The organism is Pseudomonas sp. R3-57 (assembly GCF_051132065.1).
Classification (GTDB): Bacteria; Pseudomonadota; Gammaproteobacteria; order Pseudomonadales; family Pseudomonadaceae; genus Aquipseudomonas.
The window spans coordinates 3074879-3091068 of the sequence record NZ_CP071655.1; the positions used below are offsets into that span (position 1 = coordinate 3074879).

Sequence of the window (16190 nt, forward strand, 5' to 3'; positions counted from 1 at the left end):
TTTTAAAGGCAAAGTACGATGGAAAAGGCAGATCGGTACCTAAGCGCTGGCACTCGGGAGAACACGCGAAAAAGCTACCGGGCGGCGATCGAACACTTCGAAGTGACTTGGGGCGGATACCTGCCCACAACCGACGTGGGTGTCGTGCGCTATCTGGCGGAATACGCCGACAAGCTTTCCATCAACACACTGAGGCAGCGCCTAGCAGCCCTTGCGCAATGGCACATCACTCAGGGCTTCCCTGATCCGACCAAGACGCCTGGCGTTCGCCAGATGATCAAGGGCATCAAGGTCGTGCACCCTGCAAAGGTGAAGCAGGCCGCCCCGCTGCTGCTTAAGCACCTAAAGCAGGCCGTCACATGGTTTGAAGGGGAAGCTGCAGCTGCGATTGAACGGGGAGATCCCAAATCGCTGGTGCGTCATCGTCGCTCGGTGGCGATTATCTTGATTGGGTTCTGGCGTGGCTTTCGGGGCGATGAGCTGGCCAGGCTAACGGTGGAGGACACCCAAGCCATAAGCGGTGAAGGCATTACCTTTTTTCTGCCCTACACCAAGGGTGACCGGCAGCATGAAGGAACTACGTTCCAGACTCCGGCGCTAACGATGCTCTGCCCCGTGGAGGCCTACGTCAACTGGATAACAGTTGCCGGGATTGCGAAAGGCCCAGTGTTCCAGCGGATTGATCGCTGGGGCAATCTGTCAGGCAAAGCCATGCAGCCACATAGCCTAATCCCTGTGCTGCGCCGCATCTTCAAGGAGGCTGGACTTCCTGAGGAGCTGTACAGCACCCACTCGATGCGCCGAGGTTTCGCGACCTGGGCGTCGGCCAACGGGTGGGACATCAAAGGGCTGATGAGCTATGTAGGCTGGAAGGACATGAAGTCGGCGTTGCGCTATGTCGATGCAGGCATCTCCTTTGGTGGCTTGGCTTCACGGGTAGCCACCGCCATTGAGTAAAAAACCGGGTTGCCCAACTGATCGCATTAAGGGGACGGAGGGCGTACAGAAGAATACATGGGGCCGGCATGTTCCAGAGGTGCGCCATTAAGTAACTCTGCCATTTGGTTTTTGGTCGCCATCCAGTCATCGAAATCTTTAAGGCGATGGTTGAGCAGCGGATGGCCAGGGATGGAAGCCGCAATCAAAAACGCAATAGCCTGCCCCGTCTCCACGCAAACTAAAAGCTCACGGTTGACGTGCCAGCTGTTGTGACCTTGCACGCCCGTAAGTGAGAAACCGAATTCATCCTCGCCTTGCGGCCCATTCGACTCGAAGTGGCTCATTATCGACAATGGGTTCGGATGGGCCCCGTAATCAATTGAGGCGTCATACATACCCCGGACATACTCAGCCATCTCAGGCTGAACGGGTTTTAAAATCTTAATTGTGTTTTCAACAGTGAAGAGTTTTCTGCAAGCCTTGAGGTCAGCGGTGCTGCGATTACGATTGAGCCATATATCCGCGTTTACCTCCTCCTGGCTCACCAATAATGCGTAGCAAGCGGACTCAAGCGCTGCGCGAGCAACCGGAAAGACCAACACCACGTGACCTGATAGGGCCTCGCGTACGGCACCAAGCAGAGCGGTATATGCATTCATCACCAGCACTGCTGCGATGGGAGTCATTTCCAAAGGCTGGGCGAAGAATTCGCGATGGAAGAAAGCGTCCATTTCATCGACCATGTACTTTAGTTGAGGCGGTGAAGCGGCATGACTTCGAGCAACCTCGTCCGTCGCTGCCAGGTATTCAGCCAGTGTTCCTGCAGACATTTGCATCAGACCCTCCCGAGCGACAACGCATACCAACTATGCACGAGGCAACTTCTCGAAACGCGCTTTAAGCTTGGTCAGTTCGCGCCCCTTCCCAAAAACATCTCCGATGATCTGCAAGTCATCCTCGCTAAGCGTTGACTCATCAACTCCCGACAATGCGGCTTGTGTGCCGAGGGAAAATGCAAGCCGAGCGAGATTGGTTTTGATCGTGATTGATGAACAGCCAGAGATCGTCGCCAACAGAAGCTTCGAAGTCGCCAGTCGGCTCTCCTGGTCACTTAGGCGGTTACAGATGGATTCCAAGTCATTGTTAATAGCTGCTGCGGTCTCGGGTGCCGTAGCCAACGGCAATATTCGGATGCTTAGGTTGATCAATTCATCAGGCGCTGGCGCTGGCTTCAGCGATGCGACCTGACGCCACAGACGACGTCTGCCGTCATCGGTGGCGTCGCTAGACAGCAAGGCTTGCACCAGCACTTGATAACCGCCTACACCGAGGCTGCTGATCCATAGGGATAGTGCTTGGTCTGGCAATTTAGCGCTACCGACTGCCCCCAACGCGAGCAGCAGCAAAGTCGTCGTAGTTCGTTCAGACGTGTCGAGAGCAGGTACAGCTTTTTCCCAAGCACCTTTAAGCCAACCTTCTTCCTCAGTCGACTCCCAGCTTATGGCGCTTGGTAGTTGGGCGATTTGGCTGGGAGTTAGTTTTCTGGGTTTGCTCATGAGGAATTGCTGAGCTTCAATCGGGTGGGTCTGCCAGATCAGGCAGGCCAACTCCATCAGCTCAACTTCACGCTCATACCCAACATTTCCGGACTCGAGCATGGAGTCCAGAGAGCTGAGCAGTCCGCGCCCAGCCTCATTCGGCCTCCGCCGGCCCACGTTAATCGCCTCGGCGAATATCGTATCTGGCACATAACCCGGCTGCACCACATCTGTAGAGGGCCAAGTGCCGGCGAGTGACAGATGCAACTGGTTATGTTGAGCTGGATAACTGGCCGCAGTGGAGAACGTATCTCGCAAGCAAGTTGCGATAGTGGCTGGCGAACCATGAAGATAGATTTTCGAAAGCCCGCGCATCAGAGCCTCTAGGTCTTCTACCGACCTAGAAACCCTCGAGGGAAGCCGGCTCAACGAGCGATCTAGGTGATCATGCAGTTGCCCGGAATCCCATGACTTGCGCGGGATGTTCGATGCGGCGCAGGCATAAAGCTCGCCGAAGCGATCAGGCAGGGTTGAGGCAGTAAATCCTGTATCGAAATACGCGATGACCTTTGCCTGCACCTCTTCCGGAACTCCCTCATAAGCTCTTAGGAGCGACGCACAGCAATCAAGCGGCAAGTGTTCTGCAAAATCCTCGACCCAATTAGTACTTACCTGCGCCAACAAACTAGACTCGCGCTGAATGATCTGCTCGAAAAGCGCAACTGCATCCGCTTGGTAGGCCTCCCCTCCCGATAAGTTGTCACAAAGGTCGGCAAGGCTGGATTTTGCATCCTTTGTAAGATCTGTAAATCGCGCCGATGCGGTTGCTAGCACCCAGCGGAACCCCCGCTCAAAATCCACCACCGGCTCTGGGTGAGCGATAAGGTTTCGAACAATTGAGGTCAAGCAAGTCGACAGTGGCTGAGCGCTAGCCAATTGATGCGAATGCTCCAATGTCGTAAGGGCGCAGGCCTGCAATTCGGGCGGTGACAGTTTGAGATAGCGCTGAACAAGCTTCCAGAGCTCCTCGCGACTTTCTTCCCCTTTCGATGCAAGGTTTGCAAACAGTTGATCCACTCGGTCTGAAACGATCGGTAGCGCCATTGCCTGCGATCTACCGGCTTCTGCCTCATCGGCTACAAGCGAGGCGTAGTCAGCACCTAGCATCACTAGCAGCATTTTCTCGTGACTGCCAATCCACTGCTCAAGGGCGTTGAATTCGAAATGGTATGAGCCTTTGCCTAAGGTCACGTCTCTGACCTTCAGCCATTCAACGAGTTTGCGTTCTTGCGGCGCAGGTAGCCCATGGAGCTCTCGAACGTTGAGTGCAATTTCACAAGCTTTGCGCACCATTGTCTTCGCTTCATCTAGGCTCGGGGTCTGCATGGTTTCCAATCTAAATTCAATTTGATGCTGCGTCGTCAGCAAGTCATCAACGAGCTCAGCCGCGATCTGCCTCTGTTCCTGAGAATTGGCGAGCGGCACTAGGGATCCGATTTTATCCAAGCCGACCATCGCTCTGAGATCCAAGGATGCGGTCAGCTCATTGCACAGCTTGCCAAGCATCAACCGCACCGTTCGCGGCGGTAGATGGTCAAGCAAATTCGCTATCACACGCATGGCGTTGTGTCGTCGTGACACCGTCTCCAAATGTATGTCGCTGATCAGTTCATGTAGCAGCTGAGCCTGGTCTTCGTTGAGCACAATTTGATCTGTACGAGTGGACAGTTGCTCGATCAGGCCACGGGTATCACCAGACACCAGCATGTTGTATAGCGTGCTTGTACCAGCGCCGAACTTGCGAGTGATTGGATCCTCGGACAACAGAAGCAGGCTCTGCAGTGAATCTGGCCAGCGCAGCCCTACGAGGCTCGAAAGGAATTGGCGCAGGTCTCTGCACCCTTCTCGTATGGTCGTCTTGCCGTCCTTATCCTCTATGACGTAACGCTTAACCAGGAGAGCTCGCGCCTCAACAGCCTGGTTTGAGAGCTCCCCCTCATGCACCAAAAGCTCTGTCAGGCGGCCGAGCAGTTGCGGGTCATCCTGCAGATCGCGGTAGAAATCTGGGAAGCTCACCCGGGCAGCACTGAGCGCGCCGAGTGATATGGGATGATTGGTTACTGCGCCTTGGTGAAGTCCACCAGGTCGCTCGCCTGCGCTGCCCTCGTACTCGCGTCGTTTTGCCAGCCACCATGACTGGGCAAATGCATTGACAATCTGCAATGCATTACGCGGATCCACCACATTCACATGAATCATGCGGTCGATGACTTGCTCTGGATTTGCGCCCAGGTCATTCAAATCATTCACAATGTCAGCGAACGATGATAGATGCTTCAGAGCGAACTGCCTCATATCCCCCCTCGGCGCAGGGGGAATTTCCAACCGGAACTGGAAGATTCGGTCGAGATACCTACGGGCATCCATGTGGGTGAATACGGTACCAGGCTGCTCAGGATTTCCGCGACCACGAGCTAATGCATCAGCGACCTTAGCCTCGTCGCAGGAAATAACAAAAACTAGCCCCAGGCCGCATGGCAGCTTTTCTGGAGGAATTTCCATAAACGCCCGAACAGCATCAAGGCCGAGTACCATTTCCTCAGCTGAGAGCCGATCAAGGTCATCTACAAAAATCACCAGGCGCTCACAAGGATCTGACTTGGTAAAGATACTCGGCGCAGGGCCCTTAAACACCTTGAGCTGTTCAAGAAGCATCTCTTCATACTGCTCAGCGCTAGCGCTCGGCAGGGAAACTTTGGTGATAGACCGATAGCTATCCACCTTCGAGGGCTTCAAATTCTTGAGCAGATAGCTGTAAGCACCGCTAATCGCCAAAATGAATGTCGATTGAACAATGGGATTGCTCCATGGAAGTATGGCTAGGCCGCCCCATACCAAGCCAAAGAGCAGCACCATTGCCCCAACGAACGCCGGCAATGGAAGCGACCAAGCGCGCCAAAGCTGCACTGCATACTCTCTCCACCCTTTCCACTGGGTTTCGACCTGCGTGACACTTCGAAAAAGCTTGTCGTGAAGAGCTTGCTCGTCGCCGCCCAACTCCATGAACACGTGGCGTAGTAGCGCTCGCTTGATGTCCTGATCCTTCCCGCCGAATCGCCAAGCGTTGAAGGTAATGCTTTTGATGCGATCTCGACGCGATGGCATCCCCGTGCCGTCAGATGCAACATCAGCAAGTCCTCGGGTATAAAGCTCTTTGATTGAGCTTTTACCTGTACCCCAGCCACCAAGCAAACCAATGCTAAAAGGTGGCTTATGGTGTTCAGCCTCAACCAGACTTTGCAGAGCCTGAGCAAAGTGCCTATGCCCAAACGCATCCTGAGCTTCGTTTTCAATTTGGCGATCAAGCACTGCCGGCATCGGCTGATAGGGTTCAGGCATGCGTTGCGTTCCTTCATCAACGTATTACTGGCGGACTGCCATTGTTAAGCAAGCGTAATGGAAGGTTGCTGGATTACACAACTCTGCTCGCGGTCGTACCTGATAAGGTGGAAACGATTGAAGTTGGCTTTGTGATTGATCCGGAAAAAAGCTTGAGATCGTCGATGAGTTCCAGCGTTTCATTCGACCGCGGAATAACAGCTACGAGATATACTCGCGCCGAGCGAAAGCAAGTCGAGAGTGGTCGTCTTAGACGACCATCATCTCACCTCATTAGCGCGAATGTTTATGCCCTTTCAAGCCTCATGGAGTGCTTTAAAAACGGGTAAGTGATCAAAAGAAACAGCATCATTCCGCAAACATCAGCGATGAAATTTCCGTAGGCAGCGGTGAAAGGAATACCGTTTGTAGCCGGATCGACAATCACCTCATTGCCAAGGGAGAAGAATAGCGTAAAAGCAACACCCATCAATGGGCTCCACGGTAGGCCCCCCTTGAAGTCACGGACGATGGAACGCCACATGGTACGGACTCCGGCCAAAGGCCAAGCGTGTGCCGGAACGCTCATGATCCGATTGAAGACTTCACGCAGGCGGATCTGCTCTACCTTACCAGGGGGAATAGCCAAATAACTGAGGAATAAAGGAAAGGTGAATCCAAAAAGCATATGGCAAGCGTTATAGTTCCATACAACAACGTCGAACAAATTTAACTGAACATACAGAAACGTCAAGGAAACGGTGAGACCGATGAGCGCTGGAATCAGAATTTTGGCTTTTTTCAACTGCATAGAGACTCCAAGGTAGCTGGGAGGGGATTTCCCGATTTCAAAGATATATACCTACCAATACGATGTAACTCAAACGGCTGAAAAAACATACTCGCGAAGTAGGTGCGAAGTGCTCATGATGTCGTCTCATGACGTTCTTTTCCCTCCAATCGGAAACATTCGATGCATGCCGCTTACACTTCGGTATTTTCCACGCAGAATAGGAGCACGACAATGTCGAAAATTCCCGCTGTAGATGCCAGTGATGATGAGTGGTTTGAGTTCTCCGAAGCACGGTCTGAGGAAATGATACCTCACCTGAGGGATTTCATCCTCGAGCGGTTTACCTACAAGCCTAGGTTTGTCCAGCAGCGAGTCTGGAGATCATTTGCAACAGTCTCGGCGCTTAGCAAGCAGTTCGATCTCTATTTCCGTTTATTCGGAAGGCCCGACGCTAACTGTCCACGGGATACATTGGTGATCGCTCGAATCGGATTCAAGCAGCAGCGCGTTGGACATGGACGAGCCTTAATTGAGCGCCTAGTAGAGCTGGCGCCGACGTTTGGCTACCGACATTTGCTCATTGAGAGTGCCAACGCTAAAGCATCTGCTTTCGCTGAGCGGCTGGGCTTTACGCACTACAATAACCGCCGACATTGGGTCGGATCAGTAGATGCTATACGGGAAGCACTTGTACAGCACACAGCCTGATCTAGGAATGACTAGCTTCCCAGAAAATGAACAACTTATGGCTGCACCTATTTTCGGTGAAAACCAAGGTTTCCCGCTACGGTCGGTAGCAATGGTTACCGGTAAGAGATGAACTCTCGGGCTTTTTTACACTTGGGTACCACTGCCCTAATCCGCAGCGTTAACCCCAGTTGTAATGCAAATCGCATCTCGAAGCTCACTCTGGCTGTCAGTTCCAGCCATTGGTATTACCAGCAGCCTTTCGATAAGTGTTGACGCCCCGTTAGGAACGCCTATGTAACAACGACCTTGCTGCGCCTGACTAGCTTCAGCGCTCCGGCCCGAGCCCGAGCCCGAGCCCGAGCCCGAGTTCGGCTAGGTAACCGTGTTGGCAGCGCCTCAGATACCGTTGCCTTCAGTGGCGAAGGTACGGAATCCATCGAAGAGCTCTCCACCTGACCTCATGGCAGACCTGTCGCGACACAATGCTCATAGTGAAAAAAGCCCGGCACTCTGCTCATAATTTTTCTCCATCTCGGATTTGGTTAGTCTTCAGACACCAACGAATTTGGAGGACGATCATGGACAACCAACTACGAAAGCATGCGAAAGAACTCCGCGAGGCTGCCGACGTCAGCGTCAACCTCGCCGCGATGTGGGCCAACGTTGCCGAGAGAACCTGGAGATCCTGGGAAACCGATAGCGGCAACGTAACCTCACGCTTACCCTCCCCCGCTGCGCTGTGGAGCTTCCTAGCTCGCTCAGGGATCAACCTACGAAAATTGGGTCTTGATATTGATATAAAACCACGTGGGCTCGCGTTGGCTATCTCCTGCTACAAAGGAGGTGTTGGAAAAACATCCATCACTGTGAACCTCGCAGTCGCACTCGCTGAGCTGGGCTTTCGGGTAGCAGTCGTGACCAACGACTATAACTACCGTTATGCCTGCGGAGACGGCGAACAACCATCCCCAGACAGTTGGGCAAGTCGAGTCGGGTTCTTCGATGAGCGCGACCTCATCACATTCCCATCGGCGGTGAAGCAGCGTCGCAAGCGGATTCGCGATCAACTGGCGGCTTTGCCCCCAAACGAACGAGCGAAATATCAATTTATTTATGCCGATGAATTAGAAGTACTGGAACGAAAACAGCGAGCTACAGAAAAGCTCAGCGAACTGATCGCGCGGCATGATTACGTGTTGCTTGATGTGAACGCTGAGCTCGAACTAATACGGCGCTTTGCAAATCTGGTTGCCGCGGTCGTGGACACCAACTGCTCGATGGCTGTGCGCAGCGCTGGGAGATTCGTCTCGGCGCTGCAGGACATCAAATGCCGCGAGACAACACCGAGCTACTTCGGCTTGCTGACAAACTGTGATGTCGGAGGCGTCAGCACTGAGCTCGAAGAATTTGTAGGCGATTTTGTGAAGCTGAGTGATGAGCAGTATCAGGACATCATCGACTCGAAATACTCGACCTGCCGGCGCCGCGAGCGAGTGCTTGAGCTGGTCGACTCACTGAAGTTTCCTCCTCTGCATACAGAGCTGACCGGCGCTTACCGGATCGCCATCGAGATGCTGGAGGACGCCCCTACTCCGGGACAGGAGTACGGGTATTTCAGCGCATTCGTAGATTTCGCGCCGCGCTCTCATGCCGCTCGGGAGATGCGTCGCCTGGCAGATGAGCTTATCCATTGGCGACTTCGCAACAACTGGAAGTGATATAGACTCGGTTTGCAGGGCATCCCGCTCAACTCTGCTCCGCCAAGGGAAGCGCGGCGACCGGGCAGTTGAATAGCGCTTGGATTGTTCAGCTTGATACTCAGACAAGGTTGGCCTGGCGAGCGGACGATCCGACACTCCAGGGGCGTACCAGATCCGCAGATATATCCGCATATTTAGAGTCTGTATCGGGCTGAAACCTTTGCACAACAGGGGCTCCATGGTTACGGAAAATCCGCGATCCGATGCTGGCTTTTCCTACCGTGGCTACAAGTAAAATACTGCCTTGAAGCCCTCCTGCAAGATATGCTTGACCCTCAAACTAGTCAAAATGCCAACCGTGCTTCGCCTCAGCACAAAGCCAATCAACGCCAAGGAGTGCGCCATGCCGGCCGGTTACCCACCAGAGTGGTTCCAAATGGCGGACGTCCGGCGGCGTCGATTATCGGCAGCTATCTGGATTCCCCTGCGTCAATCCGAAGTGATTCACAAAGGCGGTGCAGATAGGGAGCTCGGCGCATTCGAAGAATTGCTTTGCGTCGGCTCGCTGGCGGTATACGCAGATCAGCGTGAGATAGGCGAAACACTAGGTTGGAGCTCCATTGGGTTGATGCATACCCCAGGGCCTTACGTCTTTGACGACGGCCGCTACAAGCCAGCAGATCAGTATCTCCATGAGGATGAAGAGCCGCCGGTGGGAGTGGAGCTGGTTCTCCTAAACCATTTCAACATTGATCACGATACGGAATGGCTGTTAAATCAGGATCTGCTCCTTGCACTGCGATTGATGCAGGCAGGTGATTCATGGGTAAGCCCCAACGAAGGTTACATGGAGGTTATCCGGCAGCGCAGGAATGAAGATGGTCGAGTGATTGCCATCGAAATTCGTGCTGAACATTTGCGAGATTATTTATGTGCACGCGGTCTGGCCCTCAGGCTGGCGCAATACCGAGAGCGTAAGCAATACCTCGCAGATGCTTCTCACATCCCATGGCATGGTGCACCTGTCGAAGAAAAGAAGGCCAACGAGCTCTTCAAGTTGCATACCTTTAGCATCAGGGCCGATGGAGGCTTGCTGGGCCGAATGTCGATCACGAGGGTCTGGCGCACAGATGTTGACCCTGAAGAAGACGTCCCGACATTTTCGGCAGAAAACAACAGCAACACGGACTATGAGCACTACGAAGTTGAACACTCCGGGCTCACCTATGAGCAAGTAGACGGTCGGCTCTGGCGTGAAGAGTGGGTAGAGCCCGCATCGAAAAGCGAACGAGTCAGGGGAGACCGGCCTGAGGAACAGCTGTATTACACGACAGGAGCCGCTGGCGAAAAGCTGCCGGCCAGCGAGCTCAACGATGAGGATACCGGGCTGTACCTATGGTTCAAGGCAGAGGTAATTCCAGCCCTGTTGGCGTTTAAGGGGGCGGCGTTGGAGTGGTACACATCAGACACCGGTTCGATCAAATGCTCGCCAGACTACGAGGTTCATTTTGGGGTCAACGAGCAAAGCCACATCAACGCGTACGCCTACGACATCGCCAAGCTACCTCTTTGGCAACAAAAGATATGGCATGGGTTTAACATCTCGCCAGACGGCCGCCCCTCGCGCGAGCTCCTTGGTTCCCAATTCGAAAGCAATCCCGCGAACACCATGGCGCCGGAAGAGTTGTTCGAAATGGTGATTGCCAAGCTCAACTCGTTTTTCACTGAGAACTTCGAGGCTCCTCTATTCAAACCCCATGACAATTCAGCTGACATCCTGCGAAATTGTCACCGCTTCCGAGCTCTCAGCAAAAACGGATTGCTGGCCTTGGCCAAGGACATTGCCAGACTGACTGTGGACTCCATCGACATAGGTCTTTTGAAGCAGAATCTGGTGGTTGACCCTAAGGAAAAACTGGGAAGCCTTAAACTGCTTGAGCGTCTACTGTTGAAATACTGCGAGAAGGATGCTGCTCGCAAGCTGATGATGCCGCCTCATATCGCTTATGGCCTACGCTTGGGGATGCTCATCTACCCTCGACGACCGATCTGGAGGAAGCACTGCGTGATCTAAATGCACCCGATGGCGCTCATCCCGTCACAATCGGAGCGGTGCTCTTAAGCCGGGTCGGCATCAGCCTCTATGAGATAGGGGATACCATTCATGCTGGGCTGAAAGCCACGAAATCCCAGTCCTAGCCCGCTGCGATTTTATGGGTCGTGGGGCTCGGGAGGCAGGCTTTCTATGGGCAATTACGAGAGCCGGCTTGGGGCATCTACTTACCATCTGCTGCGCCTGTATCTCGCCAGGGCGCGAACGCTATTAAGGACGATAGAATGACCTTTATCTCTGGTGATCCGACGACTCAGCTGGCCTTCTCGATGTTCGAGAATAAGGGGGTATATGCCGTTCTGGTCGGCTCCGGCGTTTCCCGGGCTGCAGGTATTCCTACGGGATGGGAGATCACGAAAGAGCTGGTGGAGCGCGCAGGTGTTGCAGCGGGCGCGGCCCCTCAAGATGACTGGGTTCAATGGTATGTCAATACGACGGGCCAACAGCCCAACTACTCTGTCCTGCTGGAAGAGCTCGCCAGCACGCAGACGGAACGTCGAGCCATCATTCAGGGTTTTCTTGAGCCCAGTGCCCAGGAGCTTGAGGACGGACTCAAGACCCCCACTCTGGCTCACCGCGCGATCGCCTCAATGGTCAAGTCGGGCCACATTCGCGTTATCGTCACCACGAACTTCGATCGGCTCATGGAGAACGCACTGCGCGAGCTAGGCATCGAGCCCACTGTCGTAAGCTCCGAGGATACCCTTTCTGGCGCAGAGCCTCTGACTCATTCGCAGTGCTACGTTTTTAAGATCCATGGTGATTACAAAGACGCCAGGATTCTGAACACTGACGCAGAACTGGGTGTATATCCAATACCTTTTAACGCGTTGCTAGACCGAATCATCGATGAGTTCGGTCTGATCGTCGCGGGGTGGTCGGGTGAATGGGATCACGCATTGCGGGCAGCATTTCTGCGCGCACCTAGTCGGCGGTACCCCACGTTCTGGCTCTCTCGCGGCCGGTTGTCCGACCGTGGTCAGGAATTGATTGATCAGCGTAAAGCCGTGGTCATCACCTCAGGGGATGCCAACACCTTTTTTACCGGGCTGAACGTCAAGCTGGAGACCATTCAGCAGTCAAGGCAACTGAATCCGGTAGGGGCGGATATGAGCGTGGCAATGGCCAAACGATTCCTCGCGCGGCCGGAGCAACGTATCCAGCTGCACGATCTGTTTTGCAATGAGACGCGCAAGGTGATCGGACACTTCGCGTCCGTGTTTGCAGGCGGTCAAACGCGGCACCAGCATCAGCTCGTTGATTGGGTTCTTGACTATGAATCGGTAACAGAACCCTTGGTACGGCTAGCTGCCGTCATCGGGCGTTGGGGAACTGACAACGAACATAAGCTGGTATTAGACGCGATCGGTGGCCTGTACGCTGAGGCTCAGAAAGCCCAAGAAGGTTTCAAGAGCTGGCTGGATCAAAAGCACTACCCCGCTGCCCTGGTGTTTTATGGGTATGGGTTAGGTTTGACGAAAGCGGGCCGGCTGGGCGAGTTGTTTAAACTTTTCGATGCCCCGCTGCAGAACCAGCGACGTAGCCGGATCCTATCGATAAATGCGGAGCTTTCGCCGTTCCTTATCGAGAGCAACAGCCGCCAGGTTTGGAATACCTTTGAAGGTCAGGAGCGCGCTAAGGCCCCCTTAAGTAACAGGCTTGCCGGTGTGCTCGCCCCACGATGGGCGCCTGACTTTGCAGGACTTGGATTACCAGAGCTGCTCTACGAGCGTTTCGAGTTCCTATGCCTGCTTCATTTCTTGAAATTGCGAGACGTGAACCAGCAGTCGCTGAATAGCATGATTGAGCGAAACCAAACTAGCCAGATCAGCCTTGGCCGGATCTCTTTAGTTGAGGACAGGATCGTCCGATTGGCGCAGGAATACTCAACGGACGAACATCGAGTGCCATTGCTCGAAGCAGGCTTCGCTTTTGGCAGTGAAAAGTATCTGCAGGACGTGTTGGATGCCCTGCAATCAGCTGCGGGCTGGTAGCCGTCGGAACGCCTACCAAGCCGTTGCCTGTCTGGTTGTCGGCGCTCTGTCGGGCCCCTGTCGTATTGTCCCATTGGCGGCTTCTTCATCATGAGCCGTATCAACCTCTGATGGAGCCTAACAATGAACACCAACACTTCTGGCAAACCTCGAATGCTGAACCTTGAGTAGTTCGCCGCTCCCATCCGCAAAATGCGTGAGGTCTTCCAGTGGTCACAAGAAAACAGTGGCCGAGTTCGCAGGCCTGAATTTGCGGACTGTGCAACGCGTTGAAAATGCCAAGCCCGCTAGCTTCGATACCCGCCGCGCGCTGGTAAGGGCGTTCGTGATAGAAGACATCGCCGCGTTCAACAAGCCCTTCACCACCCCCACGGCTATCCAACAGACGATGTGCGACTCATGACAAAAGCCGCAGACGATGCGAGAAATGTGGCCTCTATCGTGAAAGAAATGCTGGGCTAATTGATGAGCCGGGCCTCAAGGCCCGAAGGTGCGATCTCTCCATTGACGTTACTTCATACCCCAGCTTCGCTACTGGCAAGCGATGACTGGAAACCGAAATGAATTGAACACAACCTCCCCTCTCACCGCCCGCGAGGTCTGCCAGGTGCTGATGAACGTCACGCTCGGCAAACGCATCATGATGCGAAGCTCAATCCAGTCATGGAATGAGATCTACCATGGCCTCATGCCTGTGGAGATTGATGGCTGGCAGCTCACGCTTTTCAATAACTGTGACACCCTGGATTACTGCGAGTACGGCAGGTCGCCTGATGGCCGAGTCGGGACACTTGAGCTGTGGCAGCGCGAAGGATCTGATCCTGTCGACCTATTGAGTGCCTGGGAGCTTGAACAGCTCGAGCGTTTGCTCGCCGCGCTCTGAGCCTGTATGCGAAAGCACGTAACCTTTAAGCCCAAAGGGGCGTAGCCATCGACGCCTCAGCTTCCGAGCAGCCAGAGCTCAGGTTTGGGCGTTATAGACATCAGGGCATTAGATGAGCTGATCCTATGTTAGAGAAAATGCAAGCCACTATTAACATAGTCCCATTCAATGAACGTTTTCTCGCATACTATTTTTCAGTATACTCTCTTCCCATATACCTCAACCCTACCCAAAGCAGCCACCATGAAAGTAGGAATCGACTTAAAAGATCCACGGATGAAATTCGCCCGCGCCATACTACAAATGCAAGCGGAGAAGGCACTTTCCACACCCCAGAGGATTGAGTCAGCGGTACTACCTATCTACCACACCAAAAAACTCTCACCTAAATTAGAGCAAATTGGATCTGGAGTGGCCCTTCAAATTAGCGGGGAGTATTTTGTCTTAAGTGCTTCGCATGTGTTTGACGCTATCGGCCATTATGCTTTATGCATTGGTACCGGTAGAGGCGAGCTTCTCACACAATTTTTGGGCGACAGATTCAGCAGCCGAAGAGGCCCATCAGGAACACACGCAGATGATCCTATAGATGCGTCCGTATACCACGTCCAATCAATTGTACCGGACTCTTTCAAAGATGTCGCACTAACTTTAGCTGATTTAGACTTCAGTCATACAGATGAACTTGGTTGCATTCATATGGCTGCCGGCTTTCGCGCAAAAATATCAAACACAATTGGCAATCAAGCGAACTCGAAAAGAGAATGCTTTCTTTCTCGTGAATTAGACGAAGCAGGATATCAAGCTTTAAATCTAAGTCGTGAAACTCATATTGCTATAGCTTATGAGAACCAAATAATCAAAGATGAACGTTGGCAGACCAGCCCCACTCCAAAAGGCATAAGTGGCGGAGCCATGATAAGAGTAACAGAAGTTCCAATGGTTATTGGGCCAGATTATGTACCTAGCAACATTCCTCCAAAGCAAGTTTTGAGAGGGATCACTATCGAGCAGCGGCGAGAGCGCCACCGCAGGCCCGGAGCAATAATCGCAACGCGGGTAGGGGTTCATGTCGGACTTATAAATCGGTTCCTTCCAGGACTAATCACCTCAGCACAGTGAGCGCACCGGGGGCCAGGTCAAGGTCGGGCGGCCTGCATGCTCCACCTCCTGTCCACGCGCACAGCGCGCATTTTCGAAGCGCTTTTAGCTCGCTGGGGGCCTTGATCCTGCTTTGTATCTGTAAGCGTCCGCCTACTCACCTTGCGTAAGTCAGGCCGGCATTCACTGATGCGACAACAGTTGCCCAATCTCGCCCGCCCGCTGTGTCGGCAACCGCATCAGCACATCTTTGAGATAGCCTCTACGCCAGAATAGAAGAAGCACGACCTTCAGCAATTCCTTCAGAACGTAGCTGTGCGGACGTGTCGATGTACCTTGGACAGATCAAAGCTAGGACATCCATGTCATGAGCATTCAAGCAAAGCTTCATCACCTTCAAACCATCCAAAACTTGCTCGCGCCATACCGCCATCTCTATTGCGTAGACCTCGAGGCAACCTGTGATCAAGTTGGCGAGCCGGAATCGCCAAGGCCGCTTGCAGTCGTTCCTGATCAGATGGAAACGATTGAGATCGGCCTGGTGTTAATTGATCTGGAAACGCTTGAGCTCGTCGACGAGTTTCAGCGGTTCATCCGCCCTCGGATCAATCCCATCCTCACCGACTTCTGCAAAGCGCTGACATCCATTCAACAAGTGGACGTGGACAGTGCAGGCACCTATGCGGAGGTTAGCCAGGAGCTGGGAGGATTCATTGCCCGATATCCAGATGCTGCTTGGGCATCGTGGGGTGACTACGATGCACGGCAGCTAGAGCGCGATGCTGCATTAGCTGCGTGCCCTTCCCTGCTCTCTGGTCTGCAGCATTTCAACGTCAGGAAATGGCATAAAGGCCTATACGATGATCAGCCGAAAAGTCTCAAGCTAACGGTTGAGTCGTTAGGCCTAGTTTGGCAAGGCACTTATCATAGGGGTATCGACGATGCGAGGAATGTGGCCTCGATAGTCAAGGAAATACTGGGTTAATGATGAGCCGGGCCTTAGGGCCCGAAAATGCGATTGCCCCACCACACGTGCAACAGACCGAACTGATCGCCGATTG

11 protein-coding genes are annotated in these 16190 nt (G+C 53.5%); 8 read left to right on the plus strand and 3 right to left on the minus strand.

What is annotated here, in order from left to right; all coding sequences use genetic code 11:
* Window positions 1-18: 18 nt before the first annotated feature.
* Window positions 19-957, plus strand: a complete 939-nt coding sequence (locus J3P93_RS13840; protein WP_434588754.1) for a tyrosine-type recombinase/integrase — start codon at window positions 19-21, stop codon at window positions 955-957.
* 26 nt (window positions 958-983) lie between these two features.
* Here J3P93_RS13840 and J3P93_RS13845 read toward each other — a convergent pair whose 3' ends face one another.
* The 3 genes from J3P93_RS13845 to J3P93_RS13855 form a co-directional block, all read right to left on the minus strand.
* Window positions 984-1775, minus strand: coding sequence for a hypothetical protein (locus tag J3P93_RS13845; protein WP_434588756.1), 792 nt, complete (start codon window positions 1773-1775; stop codon window positions 984-986).
* 30 nt (window positions 1776-1805) lie between these two features.
* Entirely contained in the window at window positions 1806-5876 is a 4071-nt protein-coding gene (locus J3P93_RS13850; protein WP_434588758.1) for a KAP family P-loop NTPase fold protein, read from the minus strand.
* 286 nt (window positions 5877-6162) lie between these two features.
* Window positions 6163-6666: a hypothetical protein gene (locus J3P93_RS13855; protein ID WP_434588760.1), complete on the minus strand. Its 504-nt coding sequence runs from the start codon at window positions 6664-6666 to the stop codon at window positions 6163-6165.
* 213 nt (window positions 6667-6879) lie between these two features.
* Between J3P93_RS13855 and J3P93_RS13860 the strand changes: the two genes are divergently transcribed.
* The 7 genes from J3P93_RS13860 to J3P93_RS13890 all read left to right on the plus strand — a co-directional run bounded on the left by J3P93_RS13860 (window position 6880) and on the right by J3P93_RS13890 (window position 16114).
* Window positions 6880-7356: a GNAT family N-acetyltransferase gene (locus tag J3P93_RS13860; protein ID WP_434588761.1), complete on the plus strand. Its 477-nt coding sequence runs from the start codon at window positions 6880-6882 to the stop codon at window positions 7354-7356.
* Between the two features lie 560 nt (window positions 7357-7916).
* Window positions 7917-9056 carry an AAA family ATPase gene (locus tag J3P93_RS13865; RefSeq protein WP_434588763.1) on the plus strand — a complete coding sequence of 380 codons (1140 nt, stop codon included), beginning with the start codon at window positions 7917-7919 and terminating at the stop codon, window positions 9054-9056.
* Window positions 9057-9441: 385 nt separating this feature from the next.
* Window positions 9442-11112, plus strand: coding sequence for a hypothetical protein (locus tag J3P93_RS13870; RefSeq protein ID WP_434588765.1), 1671 nt, complete (start codon window positions 9442-9444; stop codon window positions 11110-11112).
* A gap of 263 nt (window positions 11113-11375) precedes the next feature.
* Complete coding sequence (locus tag J3P93_RS13875; RefSeq protein ID WP_434588767.1) at window positions 11376-13145, plus strand: SIR2 family protein; 1770 nt, start codon at window positions 11376-11378, stop codon at window positions 13143-13145.
* 565 nt (window positions 13146-13710) lie between these two features.
* Entirely contained in the window at window positions 13711-14028 is a 318-nt protein-coding gene (locus J3P93_RS13880; RefSeq protein ID WP_434588769.1) for a DUF7693 family protein, read from the plus strand.
* 243 nt (window positions 14029-14271) lie between these two features.
* Window positions 14272-15150, plus strand: a complete 879-nt coding sequence (locus J3P93_RS13885) for a hypothetical protein (RefSeq protein WP_434588771.1) — start codon at window positions 14272-14274, stop codon at window positions 15148-15150.
* A 346-nt stretch (window positions 15151-15496) separates the two neighbouring features.
* Complete coding sequence (locus J3P93_RS13890) at window positions 15497-16114, plus strand: exonuclease domain-containing protein (RefSeq protein WP_434588773.1); 618 nt, start codon at window positions 15497-15499, stop codon at window positions 16112-16114.
* Window positions 16115-16190: the final 76 nt, after the last annotated feature.